Origin of the sequence: Mycolicibacterium stellerae, from assembly GCF_003719305.1 — a bacterium.
In the GTDB taxonomy this organism is placed as follows: Bacteria; Actinomycetota; Actinomycetes; order Mycobacteriales; family Mycobacteriaceae; genus Mycobacterium; species Mycobacterium stellerae.
This window is the reverse complement of the sequence record NZ_RARC01000009.1, coordinates 191,648-211,840: the sequence shown is the minus strand read 5'-3', so window position 1 is coordinate 211,840 and position 20,193 is coordinate 191,648. Positions and strand designations below refer to the sequence as shown.

General features: G+C 66.8%; 19 protein-coding genes and 3 pseudogenes. 15 read left to right on the top strand and 7 right to left on the bottom strand.

What is annotated here, in order from left to right:
• The 3 genes and pseudogenes from D6M19_RS14400 to D6M19_RS14390 form a co-directional block, all read left to right on the top strand.
• A pseudogene (locus tag D6M19_RS14400) lies at positions 1 to 113 on the top strand (NAD-dependent deacetylase); the annotation flags it as partial.
• Positions 94 to 438, top strand: a pseudogene (locus tag D6M19_RS14395) (MmpS family transport accessory protein); the annotation flags it as partial. The pseudogenes D6M19_RS14400 and D6M19_RS14395, both read left to right, overlap by 20 nt.
• The gene (locus tag D6M19_RS14390; RefSeq protein ID WP_123025884.1) at positions 438 to 1,133 is read left to right on the top strand and encodes a DUF2561 family protein; all 696 of its coding nucleotides are present in this window, start codon (positions 438 to 440) and stop codon (positions 1,131 to 1,133) included. The pseudogene D6M19_RS14395 and the gene D6M19_RS14390, both read left to right, overlap by 1 nt.
• A gap of 30 nt (positions 1,134 to 1,163) precedes the next feature.
• Here D6M19_RS14390 and qcrB read toward each other — a convergent pair whose 3' ends face one another.
• From qcrB to ctaE, 4 genes are read right to left on the bottom strand one after another with little or no spacing between them, the layout of a single operon-like run.
• Positions 1,164 to 2,894: a cytochrome bc1 complex cytochrome b subunit gene (qcrB, locus tag D6M19_RS14385; protein WP_123025883.1), complete on the bottom strand. Its 1,731-nt coding sequence runs from the start codon at positions 2,892 to 2,894 to the stop codon at positions 1,164 to 1,166.
• Positions 2,891 to 4,105, bottom strand: coding sequence for a cytochrome bc1 complex Rieske iron-sulfur subunit (gene qcrA, locus D6M19_RS14380; RefSeq protein WP_123025917.1), 1,215 nt, complete (start codon positions 4,103 to 4,105; stop codon positions 2,891 to 2,893). The genes qcrB and qcrA overlap by 4 nt, the downstream gene beginning before the upstream one ends.
• A 29-nt stretch (positions 4,106 to 4,134) precedes the next feature.
• Positions 4,135 to 5,004 carry a cytochrome bc1 complex diheme cytochrome c subunit gene (gene qcrC, locus D6M19_RS14375; RefSeq protein ID WP_123025882.1) on the bottom strand — a complete coding sequence of 290 codons (870 nt, stop codon included), beginning with the start codon at positions 5,002 to 5,004 and terminating at the stop codon, positions 4,135 to 4,137.
• Positions 5,001 to 5,612 (bottom strand): aa3-type cytochrome oxidase subunit III, encoded by a 612-nt coding sequence (gene ctaE, locus D6M19_RS14370; RefSeq protein WP_123025881.1) that lies wholly within the window; start codon positions 5,610 to 5,612, stop codon positions 5,001 to 5,003. The genes qcrC and ctaE overlap by 4 nt, the downstream gene beginning before the upstream one ends.
• A 67-nt stretch (positions 5,613 to 5,679) precedes the next feature.
• Between ctaE and trpD the strand changes: the two genes are divergently transcribed.
• On the top strand, positions 5,680 to 6,741 hold the full coding sequence (trpD, locus tag D6M19_RS14365) for an anthranilate phosphoribosyltransferase (protein WP_407665342.1): 1,062 nt from the start codon (positions 5,680 to 5,682) through the stop codon (positions 6,739 to 6,741).
• On the opposite strand, the pseudogene D6M19_RS14360 reads toward trpD, so the two are convergent.
• A pseudogene (locus D6M19_RS14360) lies at positions 6,679 to 8,478 on the bottom strand (DEDD exonuclease domain-containing protein); the annotation flags it as partial. The gene trpD and the pseudogene D6M19_RS14360 overlap by 63 nt on opposite strands.
• A gap of 105 nt (positions 8,479 to 8,583) precedes the next feature.
• Here D6M19_RS14360 and D6M19_RS14355 point away from each other — a divergent pair.
• The 4 genes from D6M19_RS14355 (at position 8,584) to D6M19_RS14340 (ending at position 12,066) form a co-directional block, all read left to right on the top strand.
• On the top strand, positions 8,584 to 8,820 hold the full coding sequence (locus D6M19_RS14355; protein ID WP_123025879.1) for a hypothetical protein: 237 nt from the start codon (positions 8,584 to 8,586) through the stop codon (positions 8,818 to 8,820).
• Between the two features lie 153 nt (positions 8,821 to 8,973).
• Positions 8,974 to 10,110: a peptidoglycan hydrolase RipC gene (gene ripC, locus D6M19_RS14350; protein WP_407665341.1), complete on the top strand. Its 1,137-nt coding sequence runs from the start codon at positions 8,974 to 8,976 to the stop codon at positions 10,108 to 10,110.
• Positions 10,079 to 10,915 (top strand): peptidase, encoded by an 837-nt coding sequence (locus tag D6M19_RS14345; protein WP_123025877.1) that lies wholly within the window; start codon positions 10,079 to 10,081, stop codon positions 10,913 to 10,915. Before ripC ends, D6M19_RS14345 begins: the two co-directional genes overlap by 32 nt.
• Positions 10,916 to 10,920: 5 nt before the next feature.
• Positions 10,921 to 12,066 (top strand): glycosyltransferase family 4 protein, encoded by a 1,146-nt coding sequence (locus D6M19_RS14340; protein WP_123025876.1) that lies wholly within the window; start codon positions 10,921 to 10,923, stop codon positions 12,064 to 12,066.
• A gap of 6 nt (positions 12,067 to 12,072) precedes the next feature.
• Here the strand turns inward: D6M19_RS14340 and D6M19_RS14335 are convergent, their stop codons facing one another.
• Positions 12,073 to 13,878 carry an AMP-dependent synthetase/ligase gene (locus D6M19_RS14335; protein WP_123025916.1) on the bottom strand — a complete coding sequence of 602 codons (1,806 nt, stop codon included), beginning with the start codon at positions 13,876 to 13,878 and terminating at the stop codon, positions 12,073 to 12,075.
• 82 nt (positions 13,879 to 13,960) lie between these two features.
• On the opposite strand from D6M19_RS14335, the gene D6M19_RS14330 reads away from it, so the two are divergent.
• The 5 genes from D6M19_RS14330 to D6M19_RS14310 all read left to right on the top strand — a co-directional run bounded on the left by D6M19_RS14330 (position 13,961) and on the right by D6M19_RS14310 (position 17,233).
• Positions 13,961 to 14,350, top strand: coding sequence for a polyketide cyclase / dehydrase and lipid transport (locus D6M19_RS14330; RefSeq protein ID WP_123025915.1), 390 nt, complete (start codon positions 13,961 to 13,963; stop codon positions 14,348 to 14,350).
• Positions 14,351 to 14,424: 74 nt separating this feature from the next.
• Positions 14,425 to 14,862 (top strand): SRPBCC family protein, encoded by a 438-nt coding sequence (locus D6M19_RS14325; protein ID WP_123025875.1) that lies wholly within the window; start codon positions 14,425 to 14,427, stop codon positions 14,860 to 14,862.
• Positions 14,855 to 16,117 carry an ArsA family ATPase gene (locus D6M19_RS14320; protein WP_123025874.1) on the top strand — a complete coding sequence of 421 codons (1,263 nt, stop codon included), beginning with the start codon at positions 14,855 to 14,857 and terminating at the stop codon, positions 16,115 to 16,117. The genes D6M19_RS14325 and D6M19_RS14320 overlap by 8 nt, the downstream gene beginning before the upstream one ends.
• Entirely contained in the window at positions 16,114 to 16,482 is a 369-nt protein-coding gene (locus tag D6M19_RS14315) for a hypothetical protein (protein ID WP_123025914.1), read from the top strand. The genes D6M19_RS14320 and D6M19_RS14315 overlap by 4 nt, the downstream gene beginning before the upstream one ends.
• A gap of 52 nt (positions 16,483 to 16,534) precedes the next feature.
• Positions 16,535 to 17,233 carry a lysophospholipid acyltransferase family protein gene (locus tag D6M19_RS14310; protein ID WP_123025873.1) on the top strand — a complete coding sequence of 233 codons (699 nt, stop codon included), beginning with the start codon at positions 16,535 to 16,537 and terminating at the stop codon, positions 17,231 to 17,233.
• Positions 17,234 to 17,291: 58 nt separating this feature from the next.
• On the opposite strand, the gene D6M19_RS14305 is transcribed toward D6M19_RS14310, so the two are convergent.
• Positions 17,292 to 18,626, bottom strand: coding sequence for a glycosyltransferase 87 family protein (locus D6M19_RS14305; protein WP_123025872.1), 1,335 nt, complete (start codon positions 18,624 to 18,626; stop codon positions 17,292 to 17,294).
• A 129-nt stretch (positions 18,627 to 18,755) separates the two neighbouring features.
• Here D6M19_RS14305 and D6M19_RS14300 point away from each other — a divergent pair, with 129 nt between their 5' ends.
• Positions 18,756 to 19,595, top strand: a complete 840-nt coding sequence (locus D6M19_RS14300; RefSeq protein WP_123025871.1) for a hypothetical protein — start codon at positions 18,756 to 18,758, stop codon at positions 19,593 to 19,595.
• A gap of 7 nt (positions 19,596 to 19,602) precedes the next feature.
• Entirely contained in the window at positions 19,603 to 20,082 is a 480-nt protein-coding gene (locus tag D6M19_RS14295; protein WP_123025870.1) for a polyadenylate-specific 3'-exoribonuclease AS, read from the top strand.
• Positions 20,083 to 20,193: the final 111 nt, after the last annotated feature.

Here is a 20,193-nt window from a genome sequence, read left to right as displayed (position 1 = left end):
CACTGTTGGTGGCCGGCTCGTCGCTGACGGTGTTCTCCGGATTCCGCTTCGTGCGGCACGCGGCCGGACTGGGCATTCCGGTCGCGATCATCAACCGCGCCGCCGCCGCCGGCTCCGGAGGAGCCCTCTAGTGCGCCCCCTCCACCGCCGACGACGACGCGTGCCGGTCCCCGCCAGGTGACCTATTCGGTGACGGGTACGAAAGCGCCAGGCGACATCATCACGGTCACCTATATCGACGCGTCGGGCCGTAGCCGTACTCAGCGCAACGTCTACATTCCGTGGTCGCTCACGGTGACACCGATCTCGCAGTCCGAGGTCGGCTCGGTGCAGGCGTCGAGCCTGTTTCTGGTCAGCAGGCTCAACTGCTCCATCACCACGAGCGACGGCACCGTATTGTCCTCGAATACTGGCAACTCCGCACAGACAAGCTGCTGATGACGACATACAACACTGGGGCCGCGACGCGCTCGCGTCTCGATCCGACGTCGAGCGACGCCGGCAATGTGGACCGGATTCTGCTCGCCGTGTGCGCGGTGATCTGGCTTGCCGCACTTGGGTCTGCCGTGGCCGCGTCCGTCGCCCTAGTCGACCTCGGCAGTGGGCGCCAGGAGTCGTCATCCAGTGACTCGGGCACACCGTGGTTGCTTTACGGCGTGATCGGGGTGTCGGCGCTTGTCATCCTTGGCGCCATTCCGCTGCTGGTGCGGGCGCGACGCGCGGCCCTCGATGATCCGCGGGCGAGCCGCGGCGCAGGTGTCCGACCGACCAGCGGGCGGACTCAAGCGACGACACGCTTGCCCGAGCCGCGCACCCAGCAGCTGCGGTCCTCATCACCCGCGCCCGCCGCAACGAGCAGGCGGCGCAGCGCCTACCCGACTTCATCCAGAGTCAGCACGTTCAACGCCGCGCTACCGCCTGCCGTCGACCGGGTGTGGCTGCGCTGCGCCGTGGTCATCGCATCCGCCATCGGTTTGGCGCTGCTGAGTATCGGTATCGCCACCTATCTGATGGCAGCGGGCCACGACACGTTCGCTTGGGCGGCCTACGTCGTAGCCGGTCTCGTCACGCTGGCGATGCCGGCCATTCCATGGATCTATCTGCGCCAGCTGCACCAGCTCGTCGACAGCTGACACATCTGCCGACAAGCGCGGCGTGGTCCGTCAGTGCCCGTTCGACCCGTGGCCATTCGAGCCGTGGCCGTTGGACCCGTGTCCGTTGGACCCGTGTCCGTTGGACCCGTTGCGATCCTGGTGCTCGCGTAATGCGGTGAGCGCCCTGCGTTCTCCGGCGTGCTCGGCCTCTACCAACGCGTCGTGCTCGTCGGCGGGATCGGCCCGCAGGAAGCTGCCGGTACCCGGAGCGCCCGCGGAGCCGAGCTTGTTCATCCGCTTGGGCACCGGGGCACCCTGGTATTCCAGCGGAACCGGATGGCCGTGGTCATCGACCGGTCCCAGCGGCTGGTGCAGTTCGATGTAGGCGCCGTGCGGCAGCCGCTTGATGATGCCGGTCTCGATGCCGTGCTCGAGCACGGCGCGGTCGCTGCGCTGCAGCCCGACGCACCACCGGTAGGTGATGTAGTAGACGATCGCGGGCAACACCACCATGCCGATGCGGCCGATCCACGTCGTTGCGTTCAACGAGATGTGGAACTTGAGCGCGATGATGTCGTTCATGCAGGCGAATGTCAGCACGATGTAGAACGAGATGGCCATCGCGCCGATGGCGGTGCGTACCGGAGCGTCCCGCGGGCGCTGCAACAGATTGTGATGCGCTTTGTCCTTGGTGAACCTCTGCTCGAGGAACGGCCATGCGGGAAGGAGCATGAACACCACGCCCATGAGCACAGCGATCCACACCGGCTGAGGGATGGTGTGCCCGAATGGGTAGAACTCCCACGCAGGCCAGAGGCGGATGAGGCCGTCTGTCCACATCATGTAGAAGTCCGGCTGGCTGCCCGCCGAAATCTGGGAGGGCTTGTAGGGGCCGAGCTGCCAGATCGGGTTGATCTGCAATAGGCCGCCCATGATGCCGAGGATGCCCGTCGTCACAGCGAAGAACGCGCCGGACTTGACGGCGAACACCGGCATGACGCGCACGCCGACGACATTGGTCTCGGTGCGACCGGGTCCGGGGAACTGTGTGTGCTTCTGGAACCACACCAGCGCCAGGTGCGCACCGATGAGCGCGAGGATGATGCCCGGTATCAGCAGGATGTGCAGGGCGTAGAGCCGCGGGATGATGATGCCGATCGCACAGTCGTTTCCAACACCGCCACAAGGGAAGTCACCGCCGAACAGGGCCCAGTGCAGCCAGGTGCCGATGATCGGCATGCCCATCGTGATGCCCGAGAATGCGGCGCGCAGGCCAGTTCCCGACAGCAGGTCGTCGGGCAGCGAGTATCCGAAGAAGCCTTCGAACATCGCCAATATCAACAGCAGAGAGCCGATCACCCAGTTGGCCTCACGGGGCCGCCGGAACGCGCCGGTGAAGAAGATACGTGCCAGGTGGACCATGATCGAAGCCGCGAAAAGCAGTGCGGCCCAGTGGTGAATCTGGCGGACGAACAGGCCGCCGCGCACCTCGAAGCTGATATCGAGGGTGGATGCGAAAGCTCTGGACATCTCGACGCCGCGCAGCGGCTGATAGACGCCGTCATAGGTGACCTCGACCATGGACGGATCGAAGAACAGCGTCAGGTAGACCCCGGTGAGCAGGAGCACGATGAAGCTGTAGAGGGCGATCTCACCCAGCAGGAACGACCAGTGGGTGGGGAACACCTTGTTGAGCTGTCTGCGGACAGCTGCTGCGGGGTGGTACCGCGAGTCGATCGCGTCGCCCTGTGCGGCTGCAATCTCGTTGAGGCTCGGTGGTTGCGGCAGTTTCGGACTCATATTGTCTTCCGTTCCCAGAATGCCGGTCCGACGGGTTCGATGAAGTCGCCGTTGGCGACCAGGTACCCGTCCTGATCGATCGTGATGGGCAGCTGCGCGAGAGCGCGCGCAGCCGGGCCGAATATGGGTTTCGCGAAATGCAGCGCATCGAACTGAGACTGATGGCACGGGCAGAGGATGCGATAGGTTTGCTGCTCGTAAAGCGAAGAGGGACAACCCAGGTGGGAGCACACCTTGGTGAACGCGAACAGGTCGCCGAAGTTAAAGCTCTCCTGGCCCTGACGCTTGACCACCCTGTTGATGTCGCCCGGCTTGATGCGAATGAGCATCACCGGGTTCCGAACACCCATCATGATCTCGTTGAGCCGGTGGTGTGACTCGACGGTGGTGCCGTCACCGTCGGACTCCCGCCACGGGAACACGGTTTCCATGCCGCCTGCGTCGAGGTCTTCGGGGCGCATCTTGACGAAAGGCGCTCCGTGGCCGGCGTTTCCGGTGGCGCGGGCCACATAGATGGTCTCCCCCGTGAACTGCGGGGTCCAGCCCGACGTCCACAACACGGCCTTCTTGCCTTCGGCGGTCGGCACCACGGGCTTCCAGGGGTTCTTGATCAAGCCGCCGATGAATGCGACCAACGTGCCCGCACCGAACGCGCCGAGGCCGATGCCGAGCGACAGCCCGACCATCTTGCGCCGCTTGATCGTTGAGCCCTCCAGCGCGTCGCTCAGGTTGGCCGCGACGGTCTTGCGCTGGATCTCGGGGGAGCGACCGTCGTGACGGTCCTGGATGGAGATCTCTTCCGGGATGAACTTCTTCTGGTACAGCACGGCACCGATGCCGATCGCGAGGATCGACACGCCGAACGTCAGCCCGTACAGCGGGGTGGCCAGGTCGTACCACCAGTGGCCCTCGGTTTCCCCGCCCTTGTACTCCCAGGGCCAGAACAGAAAGACCAGCAGTAGGGCAAGGCCGGAAAGACCGCCCAGCAGAAGCCAATTCGCCACTGCACGTTCGGCGCGTTTCTCGGCCTTGGTGTCCTTTACCGGCCAGCGGTCTTCCTTGTAGACGATCTCGACACCGTCGAGTTTGCCGCCAAGCGCGAGCAGCTCCTCGCGCGACATCGACGCAAGCTCGGCGTCGCTGGGCTGCCCGGGAATTCCGGTCTGGCCCGGGGTGTCGGTGCCCTTGGGGGCGTTATCGGCGTCGCTCATGCGCGATCCGTCTCCGGCTTCTCGCTCGGTCACGACCGGGCTCCGATCCACAGCGCCGCCCCGACGACGGCCACAATCCCGATGATCCAGATGGCCATGCCCTCAGACGTGGGTCCGAGACCGCCGAGGCCGTAGCCGCCGGGATCCGGCGCTTCGGCTGCCATCCGCACGTAGGCGACGATGTCGCGCTTCTCCTCGGGGGAGAGTTGGCGGTCGGAGAACTTCGGCATGTTCTGGGGCCCGGTCAGCATCGCGGTGTAGATCTGCGCGGGGTCGGCGTCGGTCAGTTCGGGTGCGTACTTGCCCGACGATAGCGCGCCACCCTTGCCGGTGAAGTTGTGGCAGGACGCGCAGTTCAGCCGGAACAGGTCACCGCCGCGGGCGACGTCATCGCCAAGAAGCGATTCCGAGGCGACCTGGCCGTTGTCGGTGCGCGGCACCACGGGACCGCCGCCATTGGCCTGTACGTAGGCGCCAAGCGCGTCGATCTGCGATTCGTCGAACTGCGGCGGCTTCTGCGGCGCCTGCGCCTCACCGCGCATGGCGGGCATCCGGCCCGTCGACACCTGGAAGTACACGGCGGCCTCGCCGACGCCTATGAGGCTGGGCCCGCGGTCGGTCACGCCCTGCAGGTTGACGCCGTGGCAGGTCACACACGAGGTGTCGAACAACTCCTTGCCGGTGCGCAGCATCGCCGAAGCCGACTCATCGGCGACCGCCACCTGTGGCGTCGGCGTGAGGGTGGCGGCAAGGCCGCCCGCAACCCCGAGTCCGATCAGCAACAACACCGCCGCTGATAGTCGCCGACGAAGGCGCCGACGGTGCTTCAATGTCGCCGGCCTTCCGGCGCCGAGGGCCTTCCCGCTCATCGAACCCCTTGTCATCGGCAGCCTGCTCATCGGACGAAGTAGATGGTGGCGAACAGCGCGATCCACACGATGTCGACGAAATGCCAGTAGTACGAGACGACGATCGCGGCCGTGGCCTGTGCCGGCGTGAACTTGCTCATGGTGGTGCGCGCCAGCAGGAAGACGAAGGCGATGAGGCCACCGATGACGTGCAAGCCGTGAAATCCGGTGGGCAGGTAGAAGACCGAGCCGTACGCGCTGCTGGAGATCGTGGTGCCGTGTTCGACGAGATGGATGTACTCGTAACCCTGACCGAGCACGAAGAACAGGCCCATCAGAAAGGTGATGACATACCAGCGGCGCAACCCGAACACGTCGCCGCGCTCGGCGGCGAACACGCCCATCTGACAGGTGAAGGAAGACGCGATGAGCACCAGCGTCACCGGCACCGCCTGGACCAGGTTCAGCTCGGTCGGCGGCGGGGGCCACTCGCCACCGGCCTGCGACCGGGCGGTGAAGTACATCGCGAACAGTCCAGCAAAGAACATCAGCTCGCTGGAAAGCCATACGATGGTGCCAACACTGACCATGTTCGGCCGGTTCAGCGAATGCACGCGGGACGTGATCGCGGTTCCCGAGGTCCCTACAGCGCTCGTCACAACGCAAGTATGACGCTTTGTAGTTGTTCAACTCCACCCGGGTGGAGCAATTCGTCATAATCTTGGCGTGACTCCTGCCGAAAACGAACCGTCATGGCCACTGATTCTTGGCCGGTTGACCACGCAACAGCCGCTGGTAGCGGGACAGGCGGGGTGGGCGATGGACCAGATCATGACCGGCACCGCAACGCCGGCACAGATCGCGGCCTTCGGCGTGTCGATGAAAATGAAGCGGCCGACGTCGGCCGAGGTGACCGAGCTGGCCAACACGATGCTGTCCTACGCACTCCGAGTGCCGACCGACGAGATCGGCACCGACACCGTCGACGTGGTCGGCACCGGCGGCGACGGGGCGAACACCGTGAACCTGTCGACGATGGCCGCCATCGTGGTGGCGGCCGCCGGGGTGCCGGTGGTCAAGCACGGCAACAGGGCCGCGTCGTCCCGCAGCGGTGGCGCCGACACCCTCGAAGCGCTCGGGGTGCGCATCGACCTCGGTCCAGAGGATGTCGCCCGCAGCGTCGCGGAGGTCGGGATCGGCTTCTGCTTCGCGCCGGTGTTTCACCCTTCGTACCGGCACGCAGGAGTGGCCCGCCGCGAGATCGGTGTTCCTACGGTGTTCAATCTGCTTGGCCCGCTGACGAATCCGGGTTCCCCGCGCGCCGGGCTGATCGGCTGTGCATGGGCCGATCTGGCGGAGGTGATGGCGGGGGTGTTCGCGACTCGCCGCTCCAGTGTTCTGGTCGTGCACGGTGATGACGGCCTCGACGAACTCACCACGACGACGACGAGCACCATCTGGCGCGTGCAGGCGGGCACCGTGGAGAAGCTGTCGTTCGACCCCGCGGGATTCGGGTTCGCCCGTGCCGACATTTCGGCTCTGGTTGGCGGCGATGCCGAGTCCAACGCGGCGGAGGCGCGCGAGGTGCTTGCCGGCGCCAAGGGGCCGGTGCGCGACGCGGTGGTGCTCAACGCCGCAGGCGCGATGGTCGCCCATGCGGGACTAACCAGCGGCGCCGAATGGCTGTCGGCGTGGGAGTCGGGTCTGAGCCGGGCCGTCGATGCGATCGACTCCGGGGCGGCCGAACAGCTGCTCGCGCGTTGGGTGCGGTTCACTCAGCAGGTCTGACGAGTCGAGCGTTTGCTCGGCGGCCAGCCGTGCCGACCTCGCAGACGCAGCCCACGACGCCCACCGTCCCGCGGACGCAGACGGTGACGCCCAGCCGGGTTCGGCGCGCACGATGCGCACGCCCGGCTGGGCGAGCCAGCGCATGACCAACGCCACCTCTTCCACGAGCGCGCCACCCAACGGGGCCGGGTTCGGCAGAATCGCTTGTGCTGCAGCGGTTATCGCGTCGATGACCGGCATCGGCGGTACACCGCGGGGCGCGACACCCGCGGCGGCGAGCTGCCCACACCGGATCACCGCGAGATGCCATCCGCCGTCGCCGTCGGATCGCGCTGCGACGAGCTCGGTGACCGACGCCAGCGCGCGCAACCGCTGACCGCGCCACAGCACGTCGATCGCGCCGCAGGCGTGGTCGCGCAGCCGTGCGGCGGTCTCGTAGCGGTGGCAGTCCGCCAGCTCGCCGATGCGGGCGAGCACCGCCGAGAGTGCGTCGTCCTCGAGCCCGTCGATCAGCGCCGTCGTCCGCCGCGGTGCGTCCGCGTACTCGTCGGCGGGGATGCCGCGAGGTGCCGGGCACGGCGACAGTTCACGTTCGGCGCAGCCGGGCCCGTGCCGCGCCGACCGCGCGATCCGGGTGGTGCAGGTGCGCAGGCCGGTGAAACGGGCGAGCAGGTCGGCCGTCTCGACGGCGTCGGCGCGTGACCGGAACGGCCCGACCGTGCTATCGCTCTTCGGGGTGCGCACGATCGACAATCGCGGAAACGCCTCCGCCGTCAGCACGATCCACCACCACCGCTGCGGGAACTTCGACCGCCGGTTGTATGGCGGCGCATGCGCGGCAAGCAGCCGCAGCTCACGCACGCCTGCCTCAAGGCCGTGCGCGCACTCGACGTGGTCGATCGCGGTGGCCAGCGCGACCATCTCCTTGATGCGCGGCCGCGAATCCGAGCCGTTGAAGTACTGGCCGGCCCGTCTGCGCAGATCCACCGCCGTGCCGACATAGAGCACCTCATTGGCGGGCCCGCGGAACAGATAGACGCCGGGCCGGTGTGGCAGGTGCGAGGCCAAGATTCGCTTGCGGCGCTGCTGCGGTGACACGTCGGGCAGGTAGGAGCGCAGCTCGGGGTAGGTGTGCACGCCCTGGTTGCCGACCCGCTCGATGAGCGCGTGCAGCACGTCGACGGTGGCTCGCGCGTCGTCGAGTGCCCGGTGCGTAGGTGTGGTGGCGGCGCCGAACAGCCGGGCCAGCGCCGAGAGTCGCACGCTTGGCGCTTCGTCGCGGGTGAGCACCCGGCGGGCCAACCGGACGGTGCACAGCACCGGCGGGCGCGGCCACACGATCTGGCAGCGCTCCGCGGCGGCGCGAAGGAAGCCGATGTCGAATCCCGCGTTGTGGGCGACCAGCACTGCGCCGCGGGCGAACTCGAGGAATGCGGGCAGCACCGTGTCGATCTTGGGCGCGTCGCGGACCATGGCCGAGGTGATGCCGGTGAGTTCGACGATCTGCGGCGGGATGCTGCGGCCGGGGTCAACCAATGTGGCCAGCTCGCCGAGCACGGTGCCGCCGCGCACCTTCACCGCGCCGATCTCGGTGATGGCGTCGACGTTGTCGCCGTCGCCGGACGCACGGCCGCCGGTCGTCTCCAGGTCGACGACGACGAACGTGGTGTCGCGTAGTGATTCGGACGCCAGGTCGAGCGACAGCTGTTCCACATCGGCGAACCTGAGCCGGCCCATGTGCTGAAGGTAGGCACTGCGACCGACAGGCTGAGGCGCGCCACGCGCTAAAGATGTCGGTGGTGCCCGTTAGCGTGCGACTAACTCCAACGAGAGGACGGTCAGATGGACGAGGCCGATGAGAGGGGCACCGATACCGGCGCGGTGACCATCGATTGCGATGACTGCGCTGTGCGTGGCCCCGGCTGCAAGGACTGTGTCGTGAGCGTGTTGCTCGGCGTTCCAGACACCTTGCTTCACGACGAGCGCGCGGCGCTGGAGGTGCTCGCAGAGGCGGGTCTTGCGCCGCGGCTTCGATTGGTACCGATTCACCGGCATGGTGATTCGGGAGTCGTCGCCTGACGACACGCCTAGCAACGGATGGCGTCCGAAAAACTCTGAGAGGCTGTTAAATTTGCGTCTCTTGTTTGGACAAGGCTGATGCCGTTTCGTAACCTGTCTGAGACCTAAGACAGTTCGGGGCGACTTGCCAACGGCAGTTTGAGGACACAAATCTTGACGTTCGACCGGACGCAGCGGATGACGCGCGGATTCAAACGACCCGTCATATGCGCGATATCGGCACTGACCCTATTCGGGGGCATTCTTGCCGGCACTGTGCAGGCAGATCCCGCAGACGATGCGTTGGCAAAGCTGAATGAGCTGTCGCGGCAGGCCGAGCGGACCACCGAGGCTATGCATTCGGCAGAGCTCGAACTCGACAACAAGCTGGCCGCGCAGGCGGATGCCGAAGCGAAGTACGCCGCGGACCAGGCGGCGTTCGACAAGGCCAATTCCGAGTTGGCAACCTTCCAGTCGTCGGTTGATAAATTTGCTGCGGCTCAATACATGGGTGGCAGGACAAGCGGCATGGACGCGATGCTGACCGCCGACTCCCCGCAGCGGCTCATCGACCAGCTTTCGGTTCAGCGGGTGATGGCATCCGAGATGTCGGCGCAGATGCACAGCTACCGAACCGTCAGCGATCAGGCGGCCAAGGCACAGGAAGCCTCCGCCAAGTCGGCCGGCGATGCGAAGACCGCGGCCGAGCAGGCCGCGGCGGTGCGCGCTGACCTGCAATCCAAGCAAAGCCAGCTGCAGGTTCAGATGGCCGTGGTCAAGTCGCAGTACCAGGCCCTGACACCCGGCCAGCGGGAAGCCCTTGCGGCCATCCCGCCTGCACCTCCGCCGCCGGAGGCGGCGCCGCCCGCTCCAGAGGACCCCGCGGTCATTGCCGCCCCGCCCGGCGGTATCCCACCGGGCGATGTCGCACCACCGGAAGGCGCCATTGCCCCTGAGGCGCCCGCTGGCGAGGGCACGCTGGCCGTCCAGGCGGCGCTGACCCGGATCGGCTCGCCCTACACGTGGGGCGGATCGGGACCCAACCAGTTCGACTGCTCGGGCCTGGTGATGTGGGCCTTCCAGCAGGCGGGCGTTTCGCTGCCGCACTCCAGCCAGGCGCTGGCCAGGGGCGGGCAGCCGGTGGACATGTCGCAGATGCAGCCCGGCGACGTGGTCAACTACTACTCCGACGCGTCGCATTCGGCGATCTACATCGGCGACGGAATGATGGTGCACGCGTCCACCTACGGCACGCCGGTGCAAGTGGCGCCGGTGAACAATGCCCCGATCTATAACGTCCGCCGGTACTGAACGTCCATTTCTGGGCCTGCTGCTGATCGTCGAGCTGATCGTGGCGGTGATGCTCGTCGGCAGGCCGGATACGTCTGCTCCGGAACCGGCCCCCGTTTCGCCACCCGCCGCGACCGCGGTGGCCTCGCGCACCGAGACGATGTCGGATGGCCGCACCGTGGAACTGATGAGCCTGGGCGGCCCGACAACGCAACCGCTGCTGGACCGGGTGTCCGGCGCCATGGACGACGCCGTACGCGCAGTGACGGGGTTCTGGGGCCCCGACTGGCGACGCGACATCGTCGTGGTGGCCACCGCGTCCGATGAGCAGTTCCGCGCATTGGCCGGTGGCGGCTCCGACATCGCGGCAGCGACCACCGACGGGCGCATCGTCTTCGCGCCGGGGGCCGCCGCGATGAGCGACGCCGCATTGCGAATCGTGTTGCGCCACGAACTCTTTCACTACGCGGCCCGCGCTGATACGGCGGCAGACGCGCTGCGGTGGCTGACCGAAGGCGTCGCCGACTTCGTGGCACGGCCTGCGACGCCGCTGCCGGGCCAAGCGCAGGCAGCCGAGATCGCGGTGCTGCCATCCGACGCCGACCTGGACACCGCGGGGTCGACCCGGACGCTGGCCTACGACCGGGCCTGGTGGTTCACCCGCTTCGTGGCCGATCGGTACGGGACGTCGACTTTGCGGCGCCTCTACGTGCGGGCCTGCGGCCCGGGTCACCCGGGCGTCGAAGCGGCGGTATCCGAGACGCTGGGCACCGACCTCGACGAGGTGCTGGTGGCCTGGCGGCGCTGGCTTTCTCAGATAGCCTGACCGCGATGCCCCGGGTTCTGCTGGTTACCAACGACTTTCCACCACGACGTGGCGGGATCCAGTCGTACCTGCACGAACTCGTCGGCCAACTCCTGAAATCCGACAACGACTATTCGCTGACCGTGTATGCGCCGAAGTGGAAGGGCTGCGAGGAGTTCGACGAAGAGGCCAGCGCTTCGGGCTATCAGGTCGTGCGCCACCCGACCACCCTCATGCTGCCCAGTCCAGGCGTCGACGACAGGATGCGGCGGCTGATCGTCGACAACGATGTCGAGACGGTCTGGTTCGGTGCGGCGGCGCCGCTGGCGCTACTGGCACCGCGTGCGCGCAGCGCAGGAGCGCGCCGCGTTGTCGCCAGCACGCACGGCCACGAGGTTGGCTGGTCGATGTTGCCGTTGGCGCGCAACGCATTACGCCGCATCGGGGACGACACTGACGTGGTGACGTACGTCAGCGCCTATACCCGCGGCCGATTCGCATCGGCGTTCGGGCCGCACGCCGCGCTTGAGTATGTGCCGCCGGGGGTGGACACCGACCGGTTCGCGCCGGATCCGGGCGCCCGCGCGGAGATGCGGTCGCGGTATGGGCTCGGCGACCGCCCGGTGGTCGTCTGCCTGTCCCGGTTGGTTCCCCGCAAGGGCCAGGACATGCTGATCCGTGCCATGCCCGCGATCCGCGAGCGCATCGACGGCGCTGCGCTGGTCATCGTCGGGGGCGGGCCGTATCTGGCGACGCTGCAAAGGCTGGCCCGCGAGACAGCGGTCACCGAGCACGTGGTGTTCACCGGCGGTGTGCCGGGCGGGGAACTGCCAGCCCACCATGCGATGGCCGACGTGTTCGCGATGCCGTGCCGGACGCGTGGCGCCGGGCTCGACGTCGAGGGCCTCGGCATCGTCTACCTGGAGGCGTCCTCGACGGGAGTGCCCGTGGTCGCGGGTGACTCCGGCGGTGCGCCAGAAACGGTGCAGGACGGGGTCACCGGACGCGTCGTGAACGGCAGGGACGTCGACGAAATCGCCACTGCGGTAGGTGATCTACTCGCCGACCCCGAGCGCGCGGCCGAGATGGGCGCCGCCGGGCGTCGCTGGGCTGTCGGCAACTGGCAGTGGCGCAATCAGGCCGCGCGGCTGCACAGCCAGCTGGCCGGTTGACCTCGGTCAGCCCTTCTCGTAGAGCCCTTCGATATCACTGGCGAACTTCTCCGCCACCACTTTGCGCTTGACCTTCAGCGTCGGGGTCAGCTCGCCGGTGTCCTCGGTAAAATCGACGGGCAGAATGCGGAATTTACGGATCGCCTCTGCCTTCGACACCGCCTGGTTGGCGTCCTTGACGGCCAAGTCGATCTCGGCGGTGAGGTCAGGGTCGTCGGCGAGGTCGGCGACCGTCGCGTCGGCGCTCTTGCCGTTGCGTTCCTTCCAGCCGGGAAACGCCTCGGGGTCGATCGTGATGAGCGCCGCGATGAACGGTTTCGCGTCGCCGACACACATCGCCTGGCTGATCAGCGGATGTGCCCGCAGCCGGTCCTCGAGGACGGCCGGGGCGACGTTCTTGCCTCCAGCGGTGACGATGATCTCCTTCTTGCGGCCGACGATCGTCAGGAATCCGTTGTCGTCGATCGCACCGAGATCGCCGGTGTGGAACCAGCCGTCGGAGAACGCCGCGTTGGTCTCCTCCTCGTTGTGCCAGTAGCCGGCGAACACCACGCCGCCCCGCACCAGCAGTTCGTTGTCATCGATGAGGCGCATGCTGTTGCCCTCCAACAGCTTTCCGACCGAACCGATCTTCAGACTGTCGATCTGGTTCACCGTGATCGCCGCGCTGGTCTCGGTAAGCCCGTAGCCTTCGTAGATCGTAAGGCCGACGCCGCGGTAGAAGTGCCCGAGCCGCGCACCCAGCGGGGCGCCGCCGGAGATCGCGGCGTGGCAGTGGCCGCCGAGCGCCGCCCGCAGCTTGCCGTAGACCAGCCGGTCGAACAGCGCGTGCTTGACGCGAAGCAGCACGCCTGGCCCGGTGCCCGCGTCCTGTGCCTGGCTCCATTCGATCGCGGTCTTGGCGGCGATTTCGAAGATCTTGCCTTTGCCGTCGCTGCGGGCGTTCTGCTCGGCGGTGTTGTAGACCTTCTCGAACACCCTTGGCACCGACACCACCAGCGTCGGTTTGAAGACCCCGAACATCGGCACCAGGTTCTTGATGTCGCTGGTGAAACCCAGCGTCACCTTGTTCGAGAACGCCGATATGGTGAGCGCGCGGGCCAGCACGTGCGCCAACGGCAGGAACACCAGCAGACGCTCGCCCTTGTTCAGCAACGTCGGGAACGCCGCCTTGGCTCCACGGATCTCGTAGACCAGGTTCGAATGTGTCAGCTGGCAACCCTTCGGCTTGCCGGTGGTGCCAGAGGTGTAGATCAGCGTGGCCGGATCGGTGGACTTGATCCCGGCCAGCCTGTTGTCGAGCTCGCCACGGTCGATCGACTTGCCCGCCTCGGTCAGCTCGTCCAGCGCCGACGTGCCGGAACTGTCGATGCACAACACTTTCCGCAGCCCCGGCAGCTCGTCGGCGAGATGCTCGATCTTGTCTGCGTGCGCGTCGGTCTCGGCGAACACCAGAACAGCACCCGAATCGCTGAGCACGTGGCGCACCTGCTCGACCGAGCTGGTCTCGTAAATCGGCACTGTCAGGGCGCCGACCGACAGGATTGCGAAGTCGATGATCGGCCACTCGTAGCGGGTTGCCGAAAACACCGCCACCCGGTCACCTGGCGCTACCCCTTCGGCGATCAAACCGAGTGCGACCGAACGAATCTGTTCGGCCGCCTGCCCGGCCGTCACATCCTTCCAGTCGCCGTCGACGAGGCGCTGAAAGATCACGTGGTCGGGGTCGTCGCGTTCGTGCGCATAGACGGAGTCGACGATGTTGTCATGCTCCCCGACTTCGAACGATGCGGGGATGCTGAACTCGCGCACGGTGTCGGCCTCCGAGGTGGTAGCGGTTTTGCCACCGACCAGCCTAGTCGGCACCCCGGTGCCATATGTGAAGCTAATGGCGATGAACAGCATTCAGGTCGCCGATCAGACGTTCGTGGCGGCCGACCCGGTCGAGGTCGGCAAGGCGGTGGCGGACCCCGCGAGCTGGCGACGCTGGTGGCCGGACCTGCATCTGACGGTGATCGAGGACCGCGGCGCCGTCGGTCATCGCTGGAGCGTCAATGGGGCGCTGACCGGCACCATGGAGGTCTGGCTGGAGCCGTCGCTGGACGGCGTCATCCTCAACTACTTCCTGCACGCAGAGCCCGCCGGCGCTGCCGCGTGGCAATTGGCCAGGATGAATCTGGCCAAGCTGAACCACCAACGCCGGGTGGCGGGCAAGAAGATGTCCTTCGAGCTGAAGCAGAAGCTGGAGGCAACGCGGCCGGTCGGGATGCCCCCGCAAGCCTGATATTGGGTTAGACGCAGCGGCGACGGGTAGATTTCCATTCCATCGAGTGCGATCCAATCAGGGGAACAGACCACGTGGCGGACAAGACGGCGCAGACCATCTACATCGATGCGGATCCTTCCACGGTGATGGACGTCATCGCCGACATCGGTTCCTATCCAGACTGGGTTGCCGAGTACAAGGAGACCGAGGTCCTCGAGGCCGACGACGAGGGCTACCCGAAGACGGCCCGGCTGGTGCTCGACGCAGCGGTGCTCAAGGACACGATGGTGCTGGCTTACGATTGGCCGCCCGACCATGGCTCGGTCACCTGGAAGCTGGTCTCGAGTTCGCTGCTCAAGTCGCTTGACGGCGCATACAGGTTGGCACCCAAGGGATCTGGCACCGATGTCACCTATGAACTGTCGGTGGACCTGGTCATTCCGATGATCGGCCTGCTCAAGCGCAAGGCCGAACGCAGGCTGACCGACACCGCACTGAAGGATCTCAAGAAACGAGTCGAGGCTGAGTGATTCCCCCGCGCCTACCCACGCCCGGATCAGTCTCTTCGTTGGCAAGGGCGGTGTAGGTAAGTCGACGCTGGCGACCGCGACCGCGGTGCGCGACGCGCAAAGCGGCCTGCGGGTCCTTGTGGTGTCCACCGACCAGGCGCACTCGCTGGGTGACGTACTCGGCACGCCGGTGGTGCCCACCGGGCGCAGGGAGCCGACGCGGGTGCTCGCCGACGACGCGGATGCCGGCGGAGGGTTCCTCGACGCGCTGGCGCTGGACACACTGGCCCTCCTGGAGGCGCGCTGGCGCGACGTCGTCGGCGTTCTGACGGCAAGTTTCGACGAGTCGGAGCTGGGGCATATTGCGCCAGAAGAACTTTCGGCGCTTCCCGGAATTCAGGAGGTGCTGGGTCTTCACGAGGTCGGCGAGCTGGCGAAATCGGGGGATTGGGATCGTATCGTCGTCGATTGTGCGTCGACCGCCGATGCGATGCGGATGCTGACACTGCCCTCGACCTTCGGCCTGTACCTGGAGCGGGCATGGCCGCGCCACCGCAGGCTCAGCTCGGCGGTCGGCGACGCGCGCACGGCGGCGATCGTGGATCTGATGGAGCGCGTCGACGCGGGCAACGGTGCGCTGACCGGTTTGCTCACCGACGGAGACTGGGTGAGCGCGCATCTCGTGCTCACCGCGGAGCGGGTGGTCGCTGCCGAGGCTGCGCGCACTCTCGGCTCGCTGGCGTTGATGGGGGTCCGCGTCGACGAGCTGATCGTCAATCAGCTTTTGGTGCAGGATGATTCATACGAGTACCGCAACCTGCCTGAACATCCGGCATTCGACTGGTACGCCGAACGGATCTCCGAACAGCAGGCCGTGCTCGACGAACTCGACACCACCGTCGGCGACGTGCAGTTGGTGCTGGTTCCGCACCTCGCGGGCGAGCCGATCGGGCCGAAGGCACTCGGCGAGCTGCTCGAATGCGCCCGCCGGCGCGACGGCTCGCCGCCGCCAGGCCCGCTGCGCCCGATCGTCGACCGCGAGTCCGGGTCCGGGCTGGGTTCGGTGTATCGATTGCGGCTAGAGTTGCCTCAAATCGAGTCGGGCGCCCTGCGTCTTGGCCGGGTCGGCGACGACTTGATCATCGGCGCCGGTGGGCTGCGGCGCCGGGTTCGGCTCGCGTCTGTCCTGCGGCGATGCATCGTGATGGACGCTCAGCTCAAGGGCAGTGAGCTGACCGTGCGATTCAGACCAGATCCGGAGGTGTGGCCGGCATGAATGATGCTCACTCCGATCTTGGCCCTGAGTTGAGGGCGCTGGCGCAGTCCATTCTGGACCGCATCGACCCCGCGGTGCGGGCCGCGGCGACAGCGGCCGCCGGCGCCGACGGACCCGGCAAGTGCCAGCAGGTGTGGTGCCCGGTGTGCGCGCTGGCGGCACTCGTGAGCGGCGAGCAGCACCCGTTGCTGACGATCATCGCCGAGCACAGCGTGGCGCTGCTGACCGTGGTGCGCGCAATGGTCAGCGACATCGAGTCGACGCCGGGCCCGCAACAGCCGCCGCCGGATGAACCGCCGCCGGATGGGCCGCCAACGTCGGGACCCAGCCGGTATCAGCACATCCCGGTGACCGTCGAGGAGTGACGGTAGAGTTAGCGCCAAGCACCGTCCGGTGCGCCCCAATCCGGGAGGGTCCATGTGGTATTGGCTGTTCAAATACGTCTTCATGGGACCCGTGCTGACTTTGCTCGGCCGGCCCAAAGTCGAAGGGCTGGAATATGTTCCGGACTCCGGCGCGGTCATCCTGGCGAGTAACCACCTGGCGGTTGCGGACAGTTTCTACCTACCACTCGTCGTCAAGCGCAGGATCACCTTCCTGGCCAAGTCCGAATACTTCACCGGTACCGGGCTCAAGGGGTGGTTCCAGCGCTGGTTCTACACAGCGGCCGGGCAGGTGCCGATCGACCGCACCGACGCCGACTCCGCACAGGCCGCCCTCGAAACCGCTTCGCGGTTGCTGGATGAGGGCAAGCTGCTCGGCATGTATCCCGAGGGCACGCGCTCGCCCGACGGCAGGCTGTACAAGGGCAAGACGGGAATGTCGCGGGTCGCGCTGCGCACGGGCGTGAAGGTCATCCCGGTCGCGATGATCGGCACCGACGAGGTCAATCCGCCGGGCAGCAAGATGTGGCGGTTCGGCCGGGTGACAGTGCGGTTCGGCAAACCGATGGACTTCAGCCGATTCGAGGGCCTCGAGGGCAACCGGTTCATCGAGCGGGCGGTCGTGGACGAGGTGATGTACGAGCTGATGCGCCTGTCGGGTCAGGAGTACGTCGATCTGTATGCCGCCGACATCAAGGAGGGTAAACAACCCGCCGCAGAGCTCGCTGCCTAGCCTTCCGCCGGGCGACGATCACGCGGCGAACTCCGAGCCGCGTTGAAAGAGCCGGCGTCTAGCTGGTCGCAGGCACAGGCGAGGCGCTGAGGGCCGCGGGTTGTGAGTCGGTCTGGCGGGTGGACACCAAACCTGCGACGACGATGACGGCAAGCGCCCACCACACGTAGGAGCCACCGACGAGCTGGCGCCACAGTGACGCCGACGTCTCGTGGTGTTCGGGCATCAAGGTGATGGGAGTCCACACCATCAGGGCCACCCCTGCGGCGGTGACCGCGCCGAGCAACACATGCCTGCGCCGGTAGGCGACCACGCTGCACACGATCACCGTCGGCAGCGCCCATACCCAGTGGTGCGACCACGACACCGGCGACACCACGAGGCCGAACATCGCCACACAGATCAGCGCCAGCACGGGTCCTTGGTCAGATGTCGCCGGCCGAGCGGCTCCGGAAGCCCGTAACACGCGTCGCGCCGCCCAGATCGTCACCCCGAGCACCGCGAAGCAGGCCAGCGTCCACAGCACGAATCGTTCGCCCTCACCGAGGCCGAGGCGGGCCAGCGCGCCGGCGATGTTCTGGTTGGTGTTCAGCGTCGCGGTGCCGATCCGGTCGGTGTTGCGCACCGTGTCCGTCCAGTACTCCCACGAGTCGCGCCAGGCGAACGCGAAGCCGACCAGAGTGGCGACCACCGCCGCGGCCACGGTGACGATCAGCGTGCGGGTGTCCCGGCGCAGCAGGAAATAGAGCAGGAACACCGCGGGGGTGAGTTTAAGGGCGATAGCCAGACCGAGCAGAATGCCGCGCGGCCACGGAGTCTTGCGGGGCACACAGTCGGCGATGACGAGCGTCATCAGCACAACGTTGATCTGGCCGAAGTCGAAGTTGGCCCGGATCGGCTCCAGGTAGACCGCGGCGGGGGCGACGATTGCGGCGGCCAGCCAGCACCGCCGCAGCCAAGCGGGCTCGGTGGTGATCGACGACTGCGGCCAGACGTCCAGCCGCGTCAGCACGATCACCGTGGATGCGATCAACAACACGAATGTGGTCACCGTGATGGCGGCGCTGGCCACCGAGAGCGGGAGCAGGGCGAACGGCGCGAAAGCGATCGCAGCAAGAGGGGGATAGGTGAACGGCAGCTCCAGCCCAGCGCGGGTCTCGAACATCGCGCCGTCGGCGTACAGCGGCCGACCGTCCAGCCAGGCCCTGCCGCCCATACGGTAGACGTCGATGTCGATGCGGTACGTGACGTGGCCGAGCAGCCGCCAACACGCCCAGACCAGCGCCACAAGCGTCACCAGCTGGAACAGCCGCCACGCCACGGTTGGCCACCAACCAGCCCCGCCGGGCCGTGGCTTCTCCGCTCCTCGCGTGCGCGGCCCCAACCTACTCATCGTGCAGCCCAGACTATCGGCCGGTCGCGGCGCGTCGGACCATATCCCCGGCACGTCGCGGCCTGAGCAGCGTAAGTTCTCTTCGTGCACCTGAGGTTGGACTGGAGTCTGGAGATACCGCAGGGGCGGATGCCGCTGGTCTTCTGCCTCGTCGCGTTCATCCTCACCTTCTTCGTCACGCGCACGATCGTGCGATACATCCGCAGCCACGCCGGCAGCGACAAACCGCGCAAATGGTGGCAACCGAGGAACATCTCGGCCGGAGGGGGCCTGCACATCCACCATGTGGTCATCGGTGTGATCTTGGTCATGATCTCCGGCATCTCGATGGTCACTTTGGCTGTCGACGGAGGGGTACCCGAATTCACCGTCGCAGCAACCTTTTTCGGGATCGGTGCGGCACTGGTGCTGGACGAGTTCGCGCTGATCCTTCACCTCGAGGACGTGTACTGGGCCGAGGACGGCCGCACATCCGTCGACGCGGTGTTCACCGCGGTCGCGGTGGCCGGGCTGCTTGTCCTCGGTTTCAACCCGCTGTCGTTCTTCGACATCGACATCTGGCGCGAAGACCACAACCTCGCTGCCAGGGCCTCGGTCGTCGCCCTCGCGGTCATCACGCTGGCACTGGCCGTGGTGGTGCTGCTCAAGGGAAAGTTATGGACGGGCTTGATCGGCATGTTCATCACCCCGCTGCTGTTCGTCGGGGCGTTCCGTCTGTCCCGGCCGCATGCGCCGTGGGCGCGTTGGCGCTACACGGACAAGCCCCGCAAAATGCACAGGGCACTGGTCCGGGAGCGCGTGCTGCGCAGGCCGGTGGTGCAGGCCAAGCTCTGGTTGCAGCATGTCATTGCCGGCGAGCCCCGGTTCCCCGACGACACCGAGGTGAACCAGCAACTCGACAAAGAGATCCACGCGGCACCCGCGCCACCGCCGGATCCGCAGGCCGTCCCCGAGAAAGCGACTGCGTAGGCGCGGCGTGAAATACTTCTACGACACCGAGTTCATCGACGACGGACGCACCATCGAGCTCATCTCGATCGGCGTTGCATCCGAGGACGGCCGCGAATATTACGGCATCTCAAGCGAATTCAATCCGGAGCGGGCGGGGCGCTGGGTGCGCACCCATGTGCTGCCCAAACTGCCGTCACCGTCATCTCAGCTCTATCGGTCGCGAAAACAGATCCGGTCGGAACTGGAGGACTTCTTCGGCGTCGACGGTGACGAGCCGATCGAGCTGTGGGCCTGGGTCGGCGCCTACGACCACGTGGTGCTGTGCCAGCTGTGGGGGCCGATGACCGCGTTGCCGCCCGCCATTCCGCGCTTCACCCGCGAGCTGCGCCAGTTCTGGGAGGAGCGGGGCTGTCCGCGGATGCCGCCGCGGCCGCGCGACGCGCACGACGCCCTGGTCGACGCGAAACACAACCTGCGGCGGTATCAGCTGATGACCTCTGGCTGAGGCCGCTCCTCAGAAGAAGGTGCTGGTGTGGGTTTCGGTGCCGTTGTCGCCGGTGATGTCGATCGGCCGGTCGCGGAGTTCTGGTATGGCCGGGACGATCTGCGAGGTCAC